Genomic DNA, 19317 nt, shown 5'->3' with positions numbered 1-19317 from the left:
CTGGCGGAAGGCAGGCAGCCATGTCCACAGCATCTTCTCCTCCGGCCGCAGGCGCAGACCTCCGGTCCGGCCAGCTGCGGAACCTGATCGTCGCAACCATCGCCTCCACAGTGGGGTTCTGGGCCTGGACGATCATCGGACCGCTCTCCAGCCGCTACGCCGCAGACATGGACCTGGGTGCCGGACAAACCTCGGTCCTTGTGGCCATGCCGATCCTGGTCGGCTCGGTGGCCCGGATCCCCGTCGGCGCCCTGACGGACCGCTACGGCGGCCGCGTTATGTTCACCGTGATCCTGGGAGTGACGGCGCCGCTGGTACTGCTCACCGGAATCGTCGGCCAGCAGGGTAACTTCCCCTTCCTGGTGGTCATCGCGTTCTTCCTCGGCATCGCCGGGACCGTCTTCGCGATCGGCATCCCCTTCTGCTCCGCCTGGTACGAACGCAGCCGGAAGGGCTTCGCCACCGGGGTGTTCGGGGCCGGCATGGTGGGGACGGCCGTGTCGGCGTTCTTCACCCCGCGGCTGGTGGCCGCCGTCGGCTACATGGGCACCCACATCACCATCGCCGTCGTCGTCGCGGCCATGGCAGTGCTGAGCTGGCTGATCCTGCGCGAATCCCCGGCCTGGTCAAGACCCACGGAACCGGTGCTGCCGAAGATCACCCACGCCTTCACCCTGCGCGTCACCTGGCAGCTGTGCTTCCTGTACGGCGTGGTGTTCGGTGCGTTTGTGGCGTTCTCCAACTACCTGCCCACCTATCTGGGCAATGTCTACGATTACGATGCGACCGCGGCAGGAACCAGGACCGCAGGCTTCGCCGTGGCCGCCGTCATCGCCCGGCCGATCGGCGGCACCATCGCGGACAAGGTCGGGCCGAAACTGGTCACGCTCGCTTCCTTTGCCGGCACGGCAGTCCTGGCCGTTATTGTTGCCCTCCGGCCGGAGGAGGAGGAGGTCTACGGTACGGCGTTCATCCTGATGGCCTTGTTCCTGGGGCTGGGCACCGGCGGAGTGTTCGCCTGGGTGGGCCGTGCCGCTCCGGCGCAGGACGTGGGCACCGTCGGCGGGATTATTGCCGCCGCCGGCGGGCTCGGCGGCTACTTCCCTCCGCTGCTCATGGGGGCAACCTATGATCCGGCGAACCGCAGCTATTTCGTGGGCCTGATGCTGCTAGCGGCCTTTGCAGCCGTCGCCCTGCTGCTGACGTTCACGGTGCGCAACGGCGGCAAGGTGGATACCCGCTCCGGTACCTGAGCCCTTGGCCTCCGGGGACCGGCGGGTAGAGTCGGAGCATGGGTGCAACTGAACTGATTCTGGTCCGCCACGGTGAATCCGCCGGCAACGTGGCCGCTACCCGCGCAGGCCGCGAGGGCGCCGAACGTATCGACCTTCCCTGGCGGGACCCCGATGTCCCGCTCAGCTCCGACGGCGAGCAGCAGGCGGCAGCGCTTGGCCGCTGGATTGCCGGGCTTCCCGCCGAAGAGCTGCCCGAGTCCGTCTGGTGTTCGCCCTACCTGCGGGCCAGGCAGACGGCCGAACTGGCGGGGCTGGCCGGCCTCACCGGTGGCATGCGGATTGATGAGCGCCTGCGGGACCGGGAACTCGGGATCCTGGATCTGCTGACCTCCGCCGGCGTCGTGGCGCGTTTCCCCGGGGAAGCCGAACGCCGGTCCTGGCTGGGGAAATTCGCCTACCGTCCGCCGGGCGGCGAGTCCTGGGCCGACGTCGCGCTGCGGCTGCGGTCGGTGTTCCGGGACCTCGACGACGAGGAAGACGGCAAGCGTGTGGCGGTGGTTTGCCACGACGCCGTGATCCTGCTGATCCGCTACGTGCTGGAACGGATGAGCGAGCAGGAACTGCTGGACACCGCCGCCGCCAACAGCGTGCGGAACGGCTCAGTCACCCGGCTGGTGCGCCCCACCGGCACCGGGCCCTGGAAACTACACACCTTCAACAGCGTGCTCCACCTGCAGGACAGCGGAGCACCGGTAACCGAACATGCAGGAGAAACCGATGACATCCACCCCCGTTGAGCTTGTTACCCCCGCACTGCTGCGAGGCTGGCGGCTTTCCACCGAGGCCTCCGGCAAGGAGGACCGCGGCACCGTGCTGGTGATCGGCGGAGCGCGCAGCACCCCGGGAGCGGTGATGCTGACCGGGCTTGCCGGACTGCGGGTCGGCGCCGGCCGCCTGACCATGGGGTTGGCGGAATCGGCGGCGATCGCCGTCGCCGTGGCCATCCCCGAATCCGGGGTGGTGGGACTGCCGGAGGAAGACGGCGGGATTGACGGCGCGGCGGCCGGCAAGCGGCTCGAATCCGATCTTTCGACGGCGTCGGCAGTAGTGATCGGCCCCGGCCTGGACGACGCCGAGCAGGCCGCAGCGCTCCTGCGGTCAGTGGTTCCGCTGCTCGGGGAAAAGACACAGGTGGTACTGGACGCCTTTGCCCTCGGAGTGCTGCCCGGGCTGCCGGAACTTTACGACACCCTGGCCGGCCGGCTGGTCCTGACCCCGAACGGTGCTGAAATCCTGCGCCTCCTCGAGGACGAGGATGCCGACGAAGACTCCCTGGACCTGCCGAAAGCCTCCCTGGAGGTGGCACGGAAATACCGGGCGGTGGTCAGCGCGCACAACGTCATTACCGCTCCTGACGGAAGGAGCTGGGAAGTGCCGGCCGGGAACTCGGGCCTGGGAACTTCCGGGTCCGGGGATGTCCTTGCCGGTGCGGTGGGCGGGTTCCTTGCCCGCGGTGCGACGCCGGAACAGGCAGCGTGCTGGGGCACCTATCTGCACGCGGTGAGCGGGGACCGGCTCTCCGCCTCGCGGGGACCGCTCAGCTTCCTGGCGCGGGAGCTGCTCGAGGCCATGCCGCCGGTGATCGCGGAGTTGAGCTAGCGAGGGCTGTATCCCGGCGGAACGGCCCATATCCTGAGGTAATGACAGCGAACGAATACCGGACCGGCCCTCCGGGGCGACCTGCGGCCCACATTCCGTGGCTTTCCTACCGTTTCACCCGCCGTGACGCCGTGGCAGCAGGTTTCTACGTGGTGTTCCTGCTGGTCCTGAGCTTTGCGCCTGGACTCGTTATGCCTGTCCTGGTGATGCTGGTTCCGGATCCGGTTGCAGCCGCCTACGTCCTGAACCTGGCGTTTTACGGGGTCGCAGGCCTCCTGGCTTTCCTCGCGGCCCGGCCCTACGTGGTGCGGGAAACGAAGATTCTGGCTACCCGGCCGGTGCTGTCCCTGTCCCTGATTCCGGCCGGCGTCCTCGTCATGCTCATTGTCACCATGATCGGGGCGTTGCTGAGCGGGCAGGTCGAAACGGCGGTGAACCAGGAAGCCGTCGAGGGATTTGTGGGGTCCGTATCGCCGTGGCTGGTGGTGCCGCTGCTGGTGGTGCTGGCGCCCTTTGTCGAGGAGTACATTTTCCGCCACCTGCTGATCGGCAAGCTCAGCCGGTACTGGAACCTCTGGGGATGCTGCATCCTGTCGGTCCTGTTATTCGCCTCCATCCACATTGTGGGCAAGGAATCCCTGACCCTGCCGGTGCTGATGCCCTACCTGGCGATGGGCGCCACCCTCGTAGGCATCTACGTCTGGGCCGGAAACAACTTCATGCTTTCCTACGGTGTGCACGCCGCGAAGAACCTGCTGGGCGTCATCCTCCTCTACAGCGTGCCGCCGGAGCTGTTGCAGCAGTAGCTGCTGCCTGCGTAGCTGCCGCGTCCCAGCGTCCGCCTTCTCTACAAGGGTGAGTACCGGCGTCGTCAACCGATGCAGAATTCGTTCCCTTCCGGGTCGGCCATGGTGTACCAGGATTGCGGCCCCTGGCTGGCTTCATAAAGGAAGGTGGCTCCCCGCTGTTCCAACCTGGGGCGTGCTTCCTCCTTGGCCATGTCATCCAGAATCACGTCGAGGTGGATCCGGTCCTTGACCGTCTTGGGTTCCGGCACCGTCTGGAACAGGATGCGCAGCCGCCCGCGCCGGCCCACCTGGTCGGGCGGGCAAATGGCAGCGACATCCCGCCAGACCCGGACGCCGTGGTGTTCCACTACGTCCGTCGGTGAGGCGAGGCCCTGGTCCAGGGCGGATTGGAGGACCTCCTGGTCGGTGGGTTCCCTGGCCCATTTGAGGGTTTCGGCCCACCAATCCGCTTGGTTGAGGGCATGGGTGCAGTCCACACAGATTTGTACGTTGTATGCCATGGCGCCCAGCGTAGGTTCGCGGCCGCTCCGGGCCACGGGTATTCGAGACTGCTCAGTTCAGCGCGCTTGCCCGGCTCCGGCATTCATACGAATCCCGGAGCCGGGCAAAAGGCTAGGAGCCGGCCTTTTCGATCCGCTCAGTTTCCGGGGCCCGAACCAGGGAGCCGTTGCATGGAACCACCCGTTCCGGCCGGGCCAAGTAGAAAAAAGAACTCCGGGCATCCGAGTCGAATCCGCCGGGCACCATCAGTGTGGAATAGCGCTGGCACCACTGCGGGGTATCGACGGCGGCCGCGAGCGCGGTGGCGACGGCCGGAACATTGTGGAACCACATCAGGTGCTGGGTACCTTCGGACACCAGGTAGATGAGGTCCAGCTGCGGATCCGCCGTGACTTCGACGTCCGACCACTGTTCCCAGCCCTCGAGGCGGCGGCTGTGGATCCAATGGATGTTGTGCCCGGGGGCGAAGCCGCTGCAGTTGCTGAGACCGGATTTGCTGACACTGGAGATGCTCACAGTGGGTTCCTTTGCAGGTTGTCCTTGCCTGCGACGAATGACGCAGGCCGCTTCGTCATCCGAACCACCCGCCGAACAATGGGGTTGGTGTGGGGCCAGTCGGAGCTTTTGTGCCCGGTAAACCGGGCGAAGGCCACATCTCGTGAAGCTGAAAACTACTCTAGCGGAGGCCACTGACATTTCGACAGTGGACCGTTTCAGAGGGTGCCGCTGGGTGGGCGTGCGTCGTGTGGGGGTGCGCCGGGCGGACCGGAACGGCGGCAACGAAAATCCCTGCTCGCAGAGCTCGCAAGGATTATTAAAGCCGCCTAACCCGGTCCGTCCGGCGCCTACGTTCCGCACCTCGCCTGCCGTCCGGTGCCTACGTTCTGCACCTCGCCTGCCGTCCGGTGCCTACGTTCTGCACCTCGCCTTCCGTCGGCGCGAGGACCTCGGGGGCGACGCCCGTCCCTCCCAGTCGAAGATGTACGCAGGCCGCGTCCTGGTTGGGACGCTGCCCGCGGCCGGAGGGCCTGGAGGAAGGCGCTCCGGCACCTACAACCGCCACCGGAGGAGCTGGGCCCAGCCCGCCCCGGAAGGTGCTGGACACCACGCGCCGCCACCGGAGGGGCTGGAGGAAGGCGGCTTTAATATTTCCCGCGAGCTCTGCGAGCGGGGAATTTCGTTGCCGCCGTTCCAGCCCCGCAGGGGGCGGACCCGGCTGGACCCGGAGGACCCGGCGGACCCGGCGGACCCGGCTGGACCCGGAGGACCCGGCGGACCCGGCGGACCCGGAGGACCCGGCGGACCCGGCGGACCCGGCTGGACCCGGAGGACCCGGCGGACCCGGCGGACCCGGCTGGACCCGGAGGACCGGGCGGACCCGGGCCAGACGAGACTTACCGCCAGCCGGCCCCCGGCGCCACAAGCTTGACGATGCTCTCCAGCAAATGCGCGTTGTACTCCACGCCCAGTTGGTTCGGCACGGTCACCAGGACAGTGTCGGCTTCCTGCACCGCAGCATCCGCGGCCAATTCGGCAGCAATGACGTCCGGTTCACCGATGTAGCTCTTCCCGAACCGGGCCAATCCGCCGTCGAGGTGGCCCACCTGGTCCCGGCCCTCGGCCTGCGCGCGCAGCCCGAAGTAGTGCCGGTCCTGCCCGGTCACCAGCGGAATGATGCTGCGGCTGACGGACACCCGCGGGGTGCCCTGGTGTCCGGCGTCGGCCCAGGCCTTCCGGTACACCGCAATCTGCTCGGCCTGCAGCTGGTCGAACGGCACCCCGGTGTCCTCGGTCAGGAGCGTGGAGCTCATCAGGTTCATGCCCTGCTCACCGGTCCACTTGGCGGTGGCCCGGGTCCCGGACCCCCACCAGATCCGCTCCGGCAGTCCGGGGGACAGCGGGTCAATGGCCATGGCTCCGGTGCTGCCGGTCATGGCCGGATCGGCCTGCGCCACTCCGGCGCCGGCAATGGCGGCACGGAACACTTCGGTGTGCTGCCGGGCCATGTCGGCGTCGGAGGAATCCGGGCCGGGAACGTAGCCGAAGGACTCATAACCGCGCAGGGCGGGCTCGGGGGATCCCCGGCTGATGCCGAGCTGCAGCCTGCCGCCGCTGATCAGGTCCGCCACTGCGGCGTCTTCTGCCATCGCCAGCGGATTCATGTAGCGCATGTCGATCACTCCCGTGCCCAGCTCGATCCTGCTGGTCCGCGCGGCCATGGCGGCGAGCATGGGGAAGGGGGCGGAGAACTGCGGGGCAAAGTGGTGCACCCGCATATACGCGCCGTCGACGCCGATTTCCTCGGCGGCGACCGTCAGCTCAATCTGCTGCAGTATTGCGTCCTGCGCACTGGGAGTCATCGACCCCACAGCATTCCGGTAATGTCCGAAGGACAGGAATCCTATTTTCTTCATAAAAGCTCCAGCGCCGGAAGCGTCGGCAGTATTCCCGGTCACCTGCGCCGAACCAGCGAAAGGAAACAGCCCTCATGCACATCACCATGGTCCCGGGCTATCAGGGCTCACCGCCGGAGCAGTGGCAGAGCCGCTGGGAAGCGGAGCTGCCGGACGTCACCCGCATCGCGCCGTCGTCGTGGGATGAACCCGAGCTTCAGGACTGGATGGCGGCGCTGGACCGGGCCGCCGGCGCGCAGAAGGGGCAGACGGTCCTCGTGGCCCACAGCCTGGGCTGCCTGGCCGCGGTGGAGTGGCTGCATCGAAACCCCGACGGCGCCCGCGGAGTGTTCCTGGTCAGCCCGCCGGATCCCGTTGCCGCCTCGTTTCCGCAGGCCGCGGAAACGTTCCGGAATCCGCGGATGCAGGAACTGCCAGTGCCCGGCCTCCTGATTGCCAGCGAGAGCGATCCGTACTGTGCGCTGCCGTCCGCCCAAAGCATCGCTGCGGCTTGGAAACTGCCCGTTATCAACGCCGGCGAGCTCGCCCACATCAACGAAAAGAGCGGGGTGGGCTACTGGGAGCAGGGCCGCGACCTGCTCACGGCCTTCACCGCAGGGCTGGGGGAACCGGCCGCAATCGGATAAGAATGGGCACATGGACCTTCCAGTGATGCCCCCGGTTGCGCCGATGCTGGCCAAATCCGTCAGCGCCCTGCCCCGCGGGGACTACCTGTACGAACCCAAATGGGACGGATTCCGGTCCATCATTTTCCGGGACGGCGACGACATCGAGATCGGCTCCCGGAACGAAAAGCCGATGACGCGGTATTTCCCCGAACTCGTCGAAGCGCTCAAAGCGAACCTGCCGGAGCGGTGCGTGCTGGACGGCGAGATAGTTATGGTGGCTCCGGACGGCAAACGGCTGGACTTCGAACTGCTGCAGCAGCGGATCCATCCCGCCGCCAGCCGGGTGAAGCTGCTCGCGGAGGAAACTCCGGCCCGGTTCGTGGCCTTCGACCTGCTGGCCCTGGGCGACGTCGACTACCGGAACCGGCCGTTCTCCGAACGCCGGGAGGCCCTGGTGCAGGCGTTGAAAACGGCGCAGGCACCGGTGTCCGTCACCGCCGCCACCGACGACGCCGACCGGGCGCAGGACTGGTTCGGCCGTTTTGAAGGTGCCGGCCTGGACGGTGTGGTGGCCAAACCCCTGGCCGGCCCCTACGCGCCGAACAAGCGCACCATGGCCAAGCTCAAGCACGAACGCACGGCGGACTGCGTGCTCGCCGGCTACCGGGTGCACAAGTCCGGCCCCGATCTGATCGGCTCCCTGCTGCTGGGGCTCTACAATGACGACGGCGTGCTGGTGAACGTGGGGGCGGCAAGTTCCTTCCCGATGGACCGCCGCCGGGAACTGTTCGAGGAACTCCAGCCGCTGGTCGCCGTCGAGGACGGACACCCGTGGGCCGAGGGGGAGCAGGAGAAGGGGACGCGCACCCCGCGCAACTCCGAGGGCAGCCGATGGAGCGGGAAAAAGGACTTCTCTTTCGTGCCGCTGCGCCCGGAACGGGTGGTGGAGGTGCGCTACGACCACATGGAGGGGGAGCGGTTCCGCCATGTGGCCCAGTTTTCCCGCTGGCGGCTGGACCGCACGCCCGAATCCTGCACTTATGAGCAGTTGGAGGAACCGGTGAAGTTCGACCTGGCGGAGGTGCTCGGGAGCTAGCGGAAATTGTCCGGCGGGGCTAGGCAGGGAAGCACTTCGGTGCCTAGCATTTTTTGGCGGCATCTCCGGTCCGCGGGCCCGGCGGCCGCGGACACCCGCCCACAAGGAGCCAAAGATGATCCAGGCAGCCGACCTCGAAACCCTCCGCAACGTTGTCCACGGCCCGCTGAACAGCCCCGGGGAACCGGGGTACGCCGTCGACACCGCCGGCTTCAACCCCTCGGTGATCCAGCGTCCCGATGCCGTGCTCGGGGCAGCCGGCGTCGAGGATGTACAGAATGCCGTCCGCTGGGCAGCTGAGCGCGGCATTCCTGTCGGGATGCAGGCGACCGGCCACGGTGCTGCCGCCTTCATGGACGAGGGCCTGCTGATCAACACCTCCCGGCTGCAGGACCTGGCGGTGGACCCCGACGCCGGCACGGTCACTGTGGGTGCCGGCGTCCGCTGGCGCTCCGTGCTGGAGGAGACAGTGCTGCTCGGGCTTACGGGCCCGCACGGCTCCTCCGGAACCGTGGGAGTGGTGGGCTACTCGGCCGGCGGAGGGCTGCCGCTGATGGGCCGGGCGCTGGGATTCGCCAGCGACCATGTGCAGGCTATCGATGTAGTGACTTCCGACGGCAGCCTGAGGCACCTCGAAGGAGGCAGCGCCGAAGACGCCGGGTTGTTTGCGGCGCTGCGCGGCGGCAAGGGCAATTTCGGCGTCATCACGTCCATGACGCTCGGGTTGACCCCGTTCCGGGAGTTTTACGGCGGCGGCATCATGTACCCGGAAGATGCCGGTCCGGAGGTGCTGGCTGCGTTCCGAGCCTGGACACCCCAGCTGCCGACGGATGTTTCAGCGTCCCTGGCCTTCCTGCACCTGCCGGATGTCCCGTTCCTTCCCGAGGAACTGCGCGGTACCGCGCCGGTGCACCTGCGGTTCGCGGTGTTCGGCAGCCGGGAAGAGGGCGACACGCTGCTGGAACCCATGCGGCATGTATCCGCGCCCTTCATGGATACGGCCGGGCCGATGGACTACGGGGCAGTAGGCAGCATCCACATGGATCCGGACGAACCGGTGCCCGGCCTGGACCGCGGGACCCTGCTGGCCGAGCTGCCCGATGAACTGGCGGCCGGTTTGCTGGGCCAGGTGGGGCCGGGATCGCATACTCCGCTGATGATGACGGAAATCCGGTTGATGGGCGGATCCCTGGCTCTGGATCCTCCGTTCGAGGATGCGGTGTCCGGCCGGCAGGCAGGCTTCAACCTCTACTCCGTGGGACTCAACGTCCCGCCGGCTGCGGACGCCACAGCAGCGGCCCTGGATCTGCTCGACGTCGTCGTCGGCCCCTACACTGCGGGTGCGCTGGTCAACCTCAGCGGACCGGCACGCACGGAGGCGGGCGCCCAGCCTGCGTGGGATCCGGAGGTTTTCGGACGGCTGCAGGCGGCCAAGGCCGCCTACGATCCGCAGAACCTCTTCCGGTTCGGCCACGCGGTTCCGCTGCCGGCCTCCTGAGAACGGTTTCTGTGGCTGGGTCGACCCGTACGGAAGGTGGCGCTACCGATGGTGCCCTCGCCGGCAGCCGACCCCGAACTCGCTGCCTGCGTCCTCGAGGATGGCCGCGGTGTAGCCCTCCCGGTAACCCGTCTCCGTGGGGTGCAGGTTGTACGGGCTTGCAGTGTCGAAGATGATCCACGAATCGGCGGAACCGACACCGTGCCCGGCAAACTCGTCCACCACGTCCACAAACACCCCGTCTTCGGGAACCTGCGCGGCGATGACGGCATTCAGGGCGTCGGTGCCGCCATTGAACAGGGCCTGTGCCTCGGCACTGAGCGGTCCCGGAGCGCCGGCTTCGAACAGATGCGGGTATCCGGTAACCACCAGGGTGGCCCGTGGCGCCGCCTCGGCAATACTGGCAAATGCCGCAGCCAGCTGCGGTGCCAGCGCGGTTTGGGCGTAAGCGGTGGCCTGCTCGATGGCCGGTGCGCAGGTGACCGGCAGCTGCGCCCCGGCGCAGGCGGCCACCACGGCACCGAACCGGACGTCGTTGCCGCCGATCGTCAGGGTCACGACGTCGGTCCGGGCGTTGAGCTCGCCGTAGGCTGAGGCATTGTTGATCTGTTGGGGCAGGTCCACCGGCGTGTCGGACGGAGTGCTTAGGGCCGTGGCGCCGGCGCAGGTGGCGTCAGCTTCCAGATCCACCCGGTTCAAGGCGTCCAGCAAGGCGGGGTAGCCCTGTGCGGTACGGCCGCAGGCGTCCAGTAGGGGGCCGCCGCCGTAGCCGGAGGCGTAGGAATCTCCGAAGGCCACATAGTCGACGTCGCGTCCCCAGCCCTGACCGCCGCCGTGCCCGCCGCCGTGGCCACCTCCATGCCCGTGCCCGACGCGGGAATCGGATTCGTGGCCGCCGGCAGTGGCCGGGGCAGTGCCTCCGGCCAGGAGGGCGGCGGTGGTCAGGGTGAGGACAGCCAGACGGCGGAACAGCAGCGGTTTGGGGCTCATCATCGTGCTCCTTAGCGGGGTATTGCAAACGTTCGAGGGCAGAAGTCTGTCGCAGGGAGGGGGCAGCGGCAACCAGCAGTACGCTGTCGCGGCACCGCGGCAGTATTTAAAGTCCAACGGGTGTGGGAAGGGCCGCTTTCGGCTAGGGTGTCGATATACCGACCGCATGGTCAGTAATCCTGCGGCGACGATGCCTGCAGGAGAGCAGCTGCGGTTTCTTCCCGTTTCGAAAGGCACCGAAATGACGGCCACCGCCATCGACGTCGAAACCGTTCCCAGCTACGTCCGGGGGGCCTGGTGGACACCGGATCCCGCAGGAGCCCGCGGCACCGAAGTGCACGATGCCAGCACCGGCGAGCTGCTGGCGCTGGTCAGCAGCGAGGGTCTGGACACCGCCGCCGTCGTCGACTATGCCCGAACCGTTGGGCAGGCCGAACTGGGGAAGTCCACCTTCCACCAGCGGGCCCTGCTGCTCAAGGAACTTGCAATGCACCTCAATGCGCAGCGCGAGGAGCTGTACGCCGTGTCTGCCCGCAGCGGCGCCACCCGGACCGATTCCCTCGTGGACATTGACGGCGGGATCGGCGTCCTGTTCGCCTACGGTTCCAAGGGCCGCCGCGAACTGCCGAACTCCACCGTGATTGTCGACGGCGCCGTGGAACAGCTCGCCAAGGACGGCTCGTTCCTCGGTGAGCACATCTACACCCGCATTCCCGGCGTCGCCGTGCAGATCAACGCCTTCAACTTCCCGGTCTGGGGCATGCTGGAAAAACTGGCCCCGGCGTTCCTCGCCGGGGTGCCGAGCATCGTCAAGCCCGCCAGCCCCACGGGGTACATCACGGCAGCGGCCGTGCGGATGATCGTGGACTCGGACATTCTTCCCGCCGGATCCCTGCAGCTGATTTCCGGTTCCGCGCGGGACCTCCCGGATCACCTCGATTACCGGGACATGGTCTCCTTCACCGGCTCGGCCTCCACCGCCGAACGATTGCGTGCCCATCCGCAGATCGCCGTCGGCGGTGTCCGCTTCACGGCGGAAACAGATTCGCTGAACGCGGCACTCCTGGGTCCGGACGCCGTTCCGGGTACCCCCGAGTTTGACGCCTTCATCCGCTCCCTGGTCACAGAAATCACGGCCAAGGCCGGCCAGAAATGCACCGCAATCCGCCGGGCCATCGTCCCTGCCGGGCTCGTCGATGACGTGGTTTCCGCCGCCGGGGAGCGCATCCGCGGGCGCGTGGTCCTGGGCGATCCGCGTGCCGACAACGTGACGATGGGTGCCCTGGCCTCCCGGGAGCAGCTTGACGGGGTCCGGGAAGCGGTGCAGCGGATGCTGGCGGCCGGCGCCCAGCTGGCGCTGGGATCGCTGGACGCCCCCGACGTCGTACGCGCCGACGGAAGCGAGGGAACCTCGCCGGACGGCGCCTTCATGGAGCCGCTGCTGCTGACCTGGCCGGACAGCGACGCGGATGCCCTGCACAATATCGAAGCCTTCGGCCCCGTGGCCTCGGTGGTGGGCTACACCGACGCCGCCGACGCCGTCCGGCTGGCCGCCCGCGGCGGAGGATCGCTGGTCGCCACGGTCTGCACCAATGACCCGGACGTGGCCCGGGAAATGCTTACCGGCATCGCCGGACACCACGGGCGGGTATTGTTCCTGAACCGCGAAGACGCCCGCTCCTCCACCGGGCACGGTTCGCCTGTGCCCCACCTGGTGCACGGCGGTCCGGGTCGTGCCGGCGGCGGCGAGGAGCTGGGCGGCATCCGTGCGGTGCGCCATTACATGCAGCGCACCGCCGTGCAGGGCTCACCGAATATGCTCACCGCCCTCACCGGTATCTGGCATCCGGGGGCGGACCGCCGGTTCGACGCCGGCCATCCGTTCCGCAGGCACCTCAGCGAGCTGCGGGTGGGTGACGCCGTGCGGTCGGACCTGCGGGAAGTGACCCTCGAGGATATTGCCGCCTTTGCGGAGACCACCGGGGACACGTTCTACGCCCACACGGACGCTGCAGCCGCGGAGGCGAATCCGTTCTTCCCGGGCATCGTGGCGCACGGCTACCTGCTGCTGTCCTGGGGTGCTGGCCTGTTCGTGGATCCCGCGCCGGGGCCGGTGCTGGCCAACTACGGACTGGAAAACCTGCGGTTCCTGACGCCGGTGGCCGCGGGGGACTCCATCCGCGTCACGCTGACCGCCAAAAGGATCACGCCGCGTGAAACGGACGGGTACGGCGAGGTGGCCTGGGACGCCGTCCTGACCAACCAGAACGACGAACTGGTGGCCACCTACGACGTGCTGACCCTGGTGGAGAAGTAAGTCCCGGAATGGGGCGGGCCAGGAGTCCGGGCTAGGCATTCCGTTTGCGGTAGGCCTGCATCTTTGTGCGGGCGCCGCAGATCTCCATGGCGCACCAGGTTCCGCCCCGGTTGCGTGAAGTGTCAAAGAAGACCCAGCGGCAGACGTCCCGGCGACACGCTTTCAGACGCTGAAGCTGGGCGGGGTCGGCATGGACCAGGACGGCACCGATGCGGGCGAGTGCCTCGCGCACCGGGGGCTGGGGGACCGGTTCGACGCGCGGCTCTCCTCCGGAGGCCACGACCCGAACGGGAAGCTGCTCCAGGGCACGGTCCAGGCGCTCCAGGCCGACGACGGTGTCGGGTGCCGGCGTGCCGTGCAGGTGCCCGCCGTCGTCGTGCGCAGCCTCGCTGTGCCCGCCGTCGTGGTGCGTGAGGAAGAGGGAACGCAGCCCCTCCCGAAGTTCGATCGCCAGGGCAAGGTCCTCATCGGTAGCCTGCGTGCCTGCCCCGACGAGCCCGTAGCTGCCCAGCCACGCCGTCAGGCTGTCGGTGTTGTCCAGGGCGTCCTGCCCGGCTTCCCGGTCGGCAGTATTGGCGAACACCTGGAGGAGCCGCAGGGGAGCAGGGGCCGGTGCGCGCCCGCCCGGCTCCGGGTATCCGCTGTCCGCAGGAACATATGGTTCCGGAGTGTTACCACTCATAGCTGATTGCCGGTAACGTATGCCGGAGCAGCGGAAAAGGACAGGCCGTCAGGGGACCCAGCTATGCACGCATCAGCTCGATCGAGGATGGCTCGTCGTCCCGACCGCCTGGCTCGATTCTTCGTCGCAGCGGGTCTCCCTTTCCGGCACATGCCTTCATTATTGCCTGTCACAACCGCAGCCGCCGTACAGCCGAGGGCCGCGGCATGAAGGACCCTAGCTGGGTGCTGCTGCGCACCGACCGCAGTTTCCGCCGCTACTGGCTGGGGCAGGGCGCTGCCAGCGCCGGGGCCCAGGTCACGGGCATCGCGGTTCCGCTGGTTACAGCCATCGCCCTCGATGCCGGGCCGGCGGCGGTCAGCCTTGTCGCTGCGGCCGGCACCCTGCCGTACCTGCTGTTCTCGCTGGTGGCCGGGCATCTCCTGCAGGGACGGGACCAGCGGCGCTCCATGGTGGCGGCCGATCTTGCCCAATGCGTGCTTCTGGCCCAGATTCCCCTGGCCTGGGCCGGGGGATGGCTCAGCGTCCCCCTGCTGGCCGCCGTCACCTTCCTCAGCGGCTGCTGCGCGCTGATTTTCGGGTTATCGGCCTTCGCCTTTGTGCCCGCGCTCGTTGCGGACCGGGACCTCGCGCCGGCCAACCGTGCCGTCCAAGCAACTCGAACCGTCACGGAGATCAGCGGCCCGGGGCTGGCCGGCCTGCTGGTCTCGGCGGTGGGTGCTCCCGGCGCCTTGATTGCCACCATGCTCGGGCACCTGGCTTCCGCTGCGGGAGTAGCCTCGAGCCGCCCCCGGTCCCGGACTGTCGGTGCGGGCTCGACGGCGGTGGTCCCCGGCCCCGAGCCCGGCCGATCCTCGAAACCCGCCCCGTCCAAGGAGAAGCGGCCCACCATCCTCACCGGACTGCGGATCCTGTTCGCTGACCGCCATCTGCGCGCCTTGACCGTCCATGCGGCCACCTATAACGCCGCGGAACAGATCCTGATGCTGAACCTGATTCTCTGGGCGGTGCAGCAGCAGGACGTCGGTGTTGGTGCCTATGGCCTGGCGCTGGCCGGAGCCGGTGTCGGCGGCCTTCTCGGGACGCTGACCGCGCTCCGCCTGGCCGACAGAGCAGGCCTTGGCCCGGCATTTGCCGTTTCGCTGGTGCTGTCCTGCGCGGTGCCGCTGCTGCTGCCGGTCTGGCCGGTCACCGGGTGGACCCTGGCTGCTGTCATTGCTGCGGTCATGCTGCTGCGGGGCATCGGCGAGGGCAACGCCAATATCTACTCGCTGACGATGCGCCAGCAGCTCATTCCGCGGGATGAACTCACCCGCTCCGCCGGTGCCTATACCCAGGTGATGTACGGCTCCATTCCGCTGGGCGCCCTGCTGGCCGGCGTCGTCGGCGAAACGCTGGGGGTCCGCGCCGGAGTCCTGATCGGCGCCGTCGGGCTGGTGCTCTCCGCGGTGCCGATGCTCACCCCCGCGTTCCTGCGGCTCCGCACCATCCCTGTCCCTGCCGCCGCCTGACGGCTGCGGGGACACATGCTCAGGCCCGGCGGGTGTGCAGCCCGTCGAAGACCATGGTGATGATGTTGTCTGCGAGCTTCTGCGCGGGCAGCGGCCCGCCGGGTCGATACCATTCCACGATCGAGTTGATGGTGCCGAACAGCAGGCGCGTGGTGGTGCGCGGATCGATGTCGCTGCGCACCGACCCCTCGCTGCGGGCCGCGTCCACGAGCCCTGACACCCGGTGGTCGAACTCGCGGCGGCGGGCCAGGGCACTGCGTTCGATTTCTGTGTTGCCGCGCAGGCGCAGCAACAGCGTCACGAACGGCAGTCGCTCAGTCAGCACTTCGATGGTGCCGCGCAGGACGAATTCCAGCCGGGCATCCGCCGCACCGGCCGAAGCCCGAGGATCGTCCAGCACGGCCTCGAGTCCGTCCAGCGCATGGTCCAGCGCCAGGCGCAGCAGATCGCCCTTGGACGTTACGTGGTGGTAGATCGCGGACTTCGTGATGCCCAGATTCTCGGCCAGGATGCCCATGGACGTGGCTTCATAGCCGTGCCGGTTGAACACGTCCACGGCCACGTTCAGCACCGTCTGCTGGTCATATCCGGGCCGGCCGCGGCGCGGTCCGGATGCCGGTCCGGCCGCAGGCTCGGACCCGGGGTCGACGGCGGCAGCGGTCTGCTCCGGTTCAGTCTCGGCAGCGGGAACGGGAGCAGGTTCGGAGGAAGCTCCGGCGGCGGCAGGCATGGCGCTATTTTCCCACGTCAACGGGCGGTTCACTGCGCCGGGGCGGTATCGGTGACGCGGCGCAGGTCGTAGATCCGGCGCAGCTTGCCGCTGGAGCGTGCCAGCGTCCCGGGGTCGACCACCTCAACGAGGCAGGAGGAACCGACGTGGATCTTGACCTGCGCGGCGAGTTCCAACGCAGCCGCCGCGGAGTCCGGCGTCGTGGCGTCTTCCCGGCGCTCAATCCGGACCGTGAGCTCATCCAGGCGTTCCGGGCGGGTGATTTCGAGCTGGAAGTGCGGGCTCAGCGCCGGGATGCGCAGCGCGATTTCCTCGATCTGGGTGGGGAAAAGGTTCACTCCGCGCAGGATGATCATGTCGTCGCTGCGGCCGGTGATGCGTCCCATCCTGCGCATGGAGGGCCGGGCCGTTCCGGGCAGCAGACGGGTCAGGTCATGGGTCCGGTAGCGGATGATCGGCAGCGCCTCTTTCGTCAGGGAGGTAAAAACCAGCTCGCCCGGCTCGCCGTCGCCCAGGACCCGGGTCTCGTCAAACGGGTCGATGATCTCCGGCCGGAAGTGATCCTCCCAGATATGGGCCCCGTCCTTGCTCTCCACGCACTCGCCGGCCACGCCGGGCCCCATGACTTCCGAGAGTCCGTAAATGTCGCACGCGTCCAGGTCCATCAGCGTTTCGAGTTCGTGCCGCATTTCCTCGGTCCACGGCTCGGCCCCGAGGACCGCGTTCTTCAGCGAAGTCGAGCGCGGATCGATGCCGGCCGCTGTCATGGCGTCGGCGATGGCCAGTAGGTAGGTCGGCGTGCAGAGGATGGTGTCCGGTTCGAAGTCCACGATGAGCTGGACCTGCCGCTCCGTCTGCCCGCCGGAAACGGGGATCACCGTGCAGCCGAGTCTCTCCGCGCCGAAGTGGGCCCCCAGCCCGCCGGTGAAGAGACCGTAACCGTAGGCATTGTGCACCTTGTATCCCCGGCGCACTCCGGAGGCACGCAGGGAACGGGCCACCAGGGTGCTCCAGCGGTCCAGGTCCCCGGCGGTGTAGCCGACGACGGTGGGCCGCCCCGTGGTTCCGGAGGACGCGTGGATGCGGGCCACCTGCTGCTGCGGGACGGCGAACATCCCAAACGGATACGTCGAGCGCAGGTCCTCCTTCGTGGTGTACGGGAACCGTGCGAGGTCGCTCAGTTCGCCCAGGTCGGAGGGGTGCACCCCGGCGTCGTCGAACTTGCGCCGGTACAGCGGAACCCGTTCGTATGCGTAGGCGACGGTCTGCTTCAGACGCACCAACTGGAGGGCCTCCAATTCGTCCCGGCTCATACGTTCCTCCGGGTCCAGCGTCGAGGGATCGGCTGCGGCGGACTTGATCGGAGGAGAGGGGGCTTTCATGGGCGGCTTTCGATCGAGGCGCCGGACGGTGTCCGGGCGGGGTTGGGGATGGTGCGTGAACGTCCGCGGAAGAGGGCGACGACGGCGGCGGTCCCGTCGGGGCGTTCGGACCGCACCTCCACGTCGTAGACGCCGCTGCGGCCGTTGCCGGCACGGTGCTCGGCGGAAGCCGTCAGCCGGTCACCAGCCCTGGCCGGAGCCAGGAAGGTGACGTCGGCACCGGCAGCCACCGTGATGTGTTCCCGTTCCCGTGCCGGCCCGCCGCCTTCCGGATTGCAGGCCAGGGCGAAGGCCGTGTCGGCAAACGCGAAGACCATCCCTCCGTGCCCGATGCCGAAACCGTTGACCATCTGCGGGCGGAGCAGCATCGAAATACGTGCCGTGCCGGGGCCGATGTCCAACACGTCAATGCCCATCCAGGCCGAGGCGGCGTCGTCGACCAGGAGGGGATGGGCAGGGGACGCGACCCCGGGAACCTCGGTGTCAGCCATGGGACCTCTTTTCTTTACCGAATGTTCATTAGGTAATCCCGCCAGGTGTTCGGCTGTCAAGGATTCCGGCCGTCCCGGTCGGCAGCCGCCTGCGGACCGAACTTCCAGACAGTCGGGGAATGGCCGGGGGCAGTGGCGTAACCTAGTGAGGTGACTCTCTCTGCGGCCACAGCCGTTTCCGGTCCTGTCCGCCCTCCAATGTCTTCCCTTTTGCCTGAGTGGCTGGACCCCCAGGTATTCCTTGCCGACCCGGCCCTCGCGCCGTGGGTGGTCCTGATGGTCTGCGGCATCGTGTTCGCAGAAACCGGGCTGCTGATCGGCTTCTTCCTGCCGGGGGATTCCCTGCTGTTCACCGCCGGGCTCCTGGTGGCTACGGGCACCATCGATATCAACGTGTGGCTGCTTGCTGTCCTGGTCTTCATCAGCGCCTTCGTAGGCGACCAGACCGGCTATTACATCGGCAGGAAGGCCGGCCCCGCCGTCTTTAACCGGCCGGACAGCAGGCTCTTCAAGCGGGAGAACGTAAGGCGCGCCCAGGTGTTCTTTGACCACCACGGCGGCAAAGCCGTGATCCTGGCCCGGTTCGTACCGGTGGTTCGGACCTTCACCCCGGTGGTGGCCGGCGTTGCCGAGATGAAGTACAAGGCGTTCGTTTCGTTCAACGCGGTGGGTGCGTTCGTCTGGGGCGTCGGCGTGACCCTCCTGGGCTACGTCCTCGGCGACCGCGTGCCCTTTGTCCGGGAAAACCTGGACCTGATCTTCGTGGCCGTGGTGGTGCTCTCCGTGATTCCGATTGTCATTGAGGTCCTGCGCCAGTCCCACAAGGCCGTCACCAAGGATGATGACGAGGAGGACGACGGCGAGGACAGCGGCACCGAAGCGGCTGCGTCAGCAAAGGAAGCCGGTACCGTACCGGAGCGCAACGCCGAGACCGGACGTGCCGCCGACGTCGTCGAACACTCCGGCCGGCACACCGGTTCCGCGGAAGCCCGCCGCATCACCGCACCGAAGCCCAAGGTGGAAGGCGCAGGAGCGGTCGAGTAGCCGTCGAAGCCCCGGCTGGAGAACGTCCAGCGCAAGCAGGCCCGGACCTTTTGGTCCGGGCTTTTTTGTGCCCGCCGGAGCCGTACGGCGGGGCATCCCTCGGTAACGATTTCATAACCGCCGCGGCCCCATCAGGGGGTTGACCTGCGGATACGCAGCTGGGGTGATTCTTTGCGGGGAGTGTGGGAGCGCTCCCACTTGACATGTGATTCAGCCTACATCACGATGGCCTGAGCTTGTGGGAGCGCTCCCACCGTTTTATCTTGGCCGCCGGTTCGGCAGCAGGGCGCATCCGTAAGGCAGCGGCACGGAACGCGCGGAGGTATCGCGGACGCTCGTGCTTCGATACC

The 19317-nt window shown here is 67.8% G+C and carries 18 protein-coding genes and 1 riboswitch; of the genes, 10 read left to right on the top strand and 8 right to left on the bottom strand.

Going from position 1 to position 19317, the window contains the following annotated elements; all coding sequences use genetic code 11:
- Window positions 1-20 precede the first annotated feature (20 nt).
- From NNX34_RS02815 to NNX34_RS02800, 4 genes are read left to right on the top strand one after another with little or no spacing between them, the layout of a single operon-like run.
- Window positions 21-1253 carry an MFS transporter gene (locus NNX34_RS02815; protein WP_255765017.1) on the top strand — a complete coding sequence of 411 codons (1233 nt, stop codon included), beginning with the start codon at window positions 21-23 and terminating at the stop codon, window positions 1251-1253.
- A gap of 38 nt (window positions 1254-1291) precedes the next feature.
- The gene (locus tag NNX34_RS02810; RefSeq protein ID WP_255765016.1) at window positions 1292-2032 is read left to right on the top strand and encodes a histidine phosphatase family protein; all 741 of its coding nucleotides are present in this window, start codon (window positions 1292-1294) and stop codon (window positions 2030-2032) included.
- A complete protein-coding gene (locus NNX34_RS02805) occupies window positions 2013-2894 on the top strand; it encodes an NAD(P)H-hydrate dehydratase (protein ID WP_255765015.1) in 882 nt (293 codons plus the stop codon). Before NNX34_RS02810 ends, NNX34_RS02805 begins: the two co-directional genes overlap by 20 nt.
- Window positions 2895-2935: 41 nt before the next feature.
- The gene (locus NNX34_RS02800) at window positions 2936-3700 is read left to right on the top strand and encodes a CPBP family intramembrane glutamic endopeptidase (RefSeq protein ID WP_255765014.1); all 765 of its coding nucleotides are present in this window, start codon (window positions 2936-2938) and stop codon (window positions 3698-3700) included.
- Window positions 3701-3765: 65 nt separating this feature from the next.
- Here NNX34_RS02800 and NNX34_RS02795 read toward each other — a convergent pair whose 3' ends face one another.
- The 3 genes from NNX34_RS02795 to NNX34_RS02785 form a co-directional block, all read right to left on the bottom strand.
- Complete coding sequence (locus NNX34_RS02795; RefSeq protein WP_255765013.1) at window positions 3766-4203, bottom strand: VOC family protein; 438 nt, start codon at window positions 4201-4203, stop codon at window positions 3766-3768.
- Between the two features lie 112 nt (window positions 4204-4315).
- Complete coding sequence (locus NNX34_RS02790; RefSeq protein WP_255765012.1) at window positions 4316-4720, bottom strand: hypothetical protein; 405 nt, start codon at window positions 4718-4720, stop codon at window positions 4316-4318.
- A 15-nt stretch (window positions 4721-4735) separates the two neighbouring features.
- Window positions 4736-4868, bottom strand: a riboswitch (SAM riboswitch).
- 730 nt (window positions 4869-5598) lie between these two features.
- Window positions 5599-6618 carry an LLM class flavin-dependent oxidoreductase gene (locus NNX34_RS02785; protein ID WP_255765011.1) on the bottom strand — a complete coding sequence of 340 codons (1020 nt, stop codon included), beginning with the start codon at window positions 6616-6618 and terminating at the stop codon, window positions 5599-5601.
- 74 nt (window positions 6619-6692) lie between these two features.
- On the opposite strand from NNX34_RS02785, the gene NNX34_RS02780 reads away from it, so the two are divergent.
- The 3 genes from NNX34_RS02780 (at window position 6693) to NNX34_RS02770 (ending at window position 9820) form a co-directional block, all read left to right on the top strand.
- Window positions 6693-7244: an alpha/beta hydrolase gene (locus NNX34_RS02780; protein WP_255765010.1), complete on the top strand. Its 552-nt coding sequence runs from the start codon at window positions 6693-6695 to the stop codon at window positions 7242-7244.
- 10 nt (window positions 7245-7254) lie between these two features.
- Complete coding sequence (locus NNX34_RS02775; RefSeq protein ID WP_255765009.1) at window positions 7255-8322, top strand: ATP-dependent DNA ligase; 1068 nt, start codon at window positions 7255-7257, stop codon at window positions 8320-8322.
- Window positions 8323-8437: 115 nt separating this feature from the next.
- Window positions 8438-9820, top strand: a complete 1383-nt coding sequence (locus NNX34_RS02770) for an FAD-binding oxidoreductase (RefSeq protein ID WP_255765008.1) — start codon at window positions 8438-8440, stop codon at window positions 9818-9820.
- A gap of 42 nt (window positions 9821-9862) precedes the next feature.
- On the opposite strand, the gene NNX34_RS02765 is transcribed toward NNX34_RS02770, so the two are convergent.
- Window positions 9863-10810 (bottom strand): SGNH/GDSL hydrolase family protein, encoded by a 948-nt coding sequence (locus NNX34_RS02765; protein WP_255765007.1) that lies wholly within the window; start codon window positions 10808-10810, stop codon window positions 9863-9865.
- Between the two features lie 241 nt (window positions 10811-11051).
- Between NNX34_RS02765 and paaZ the strand changes: the two genes are divergently transcribed.
- On the top strand, window positions 11052-13127 hold the full coding sequence (gene paaZ, locus NNX34_RS02760) for a phenylacetic acid degradation bifunctional protein PaaZ (protein WP_255765709.1): 2076 nt from the start codon (window positions 11052-11054) through the stop codon (window positions 13125-13127).
- Between the two features lie 31 nt (window positions 13128-13158).
- Here paaZ and NNX34_RS02755 read toward each other — a convergent pair whose 3' ends face one another.
- Window positions 13159-13809: a CGNR zinc finger domain-containing protein gene (locus tag NNX34_RS02755; protein WP_255765006.1), complete on the bottom strand. Its 651-nt coding sequence runs from the start codon at window positions 13807-13809 to the stop codon at window positions 13159-13161.
- Between the two features lie 206 nt (window positions 13810-14015).
- Here NNX34_RS02755 and NNX34_RS02750 point away from each other — a divergent pair, with 206 nt between their 5' ends.
- The gene (locus NNX34_RS02750) at window positions 14016-15320 is read left to right on the top strand and encodes an MFS transporter (RefSeq protein WP_255765005.1); all 1305 of its coding nucleotides are present in this window, start codon (window positions 14016-14018) and stop codon (window positions 15318-15320) included.
- Between the two features lie 19 nt (window positions 15321-15339).
- Here NNX34_RS02750 and NNX34_RS02745 read toward each other — a convergent pair whose 3' ends face one another.
- From NNX34_RS02745 to paaI, 3 genes are read right to left on the bottom strand one after another with little or no spacing between them, the layout of a single operon-like run.
- Window positions 15340-16050: a TetR/AcrR family transcriptional regulator gene (locus NNX34_RS02745; RefSeq protein WP_255765004.1), complete on the bottom strand. Its 711-nt coding sequence runs from the start codon at window positions 16048-16050 to the stop codon at window positions 15340-15342.
- A 29-nt stretch (window positions 16051-16079) separates the two neighbouring features.
- Window positions 16080-17432 (bottom strand): phenylacetate--CoA ligase PaaK, encoded by a 1353-nt coding sequence (gene paaK / locus NNX34_RS02740; RefSeq protein ID WP_255765003.1) that lies wholly within the window; start codon window positions 17430-17432, stop codon window positions 16080-16082.
- Window positions 17429-17923 (bottom strand): hydroxyphenylacetyl-CoA thioesterase PaaI, encoded by a 495-nt coding sequence (paaI, locus tag NNX34_RS02735; RefSeq protein WP_255765002.1) that lies wholly within the window; start codon window positions 17921-17923, stop codon window positions 17429-17431. The genes paaK and paaI overlap by 4 nt, the downstream gene beginning before the upstream one ends.
- A 198-nt stretch (window positions 17924-18121) precedes the next feature.
- On the opposite strand from paaI, the gene NNX34_RS02730 reads away from it, so the two are divergent.
- Window positions 18122-18967, top strand: coding sequence for a DedA family protein (locus tag NNX34_RS02730; RefSeq protein WP_255765001.1), 846 nt, complete (start codon window positions 18122-18124; stop codon window positions 18965-18967).
- The last annotated feature ends 350 nt before the right edge of the window (window positions 18968-19317 follow it).

The organism is Arthrobacter sp. zg-Y1116, assembly GCF_024385485.1.
Taxonomy (GTDB): Bacteria; Actinomycetota; Actinomycetes; order Actinomycetales; family Micrococcaceae; genus Arthrobacter_B.
The sequence above is the reverse complement of the archived record's forward strand: the minus strand, read 5'-3'. Positions and strand labels throughout refer to the sequence as shown.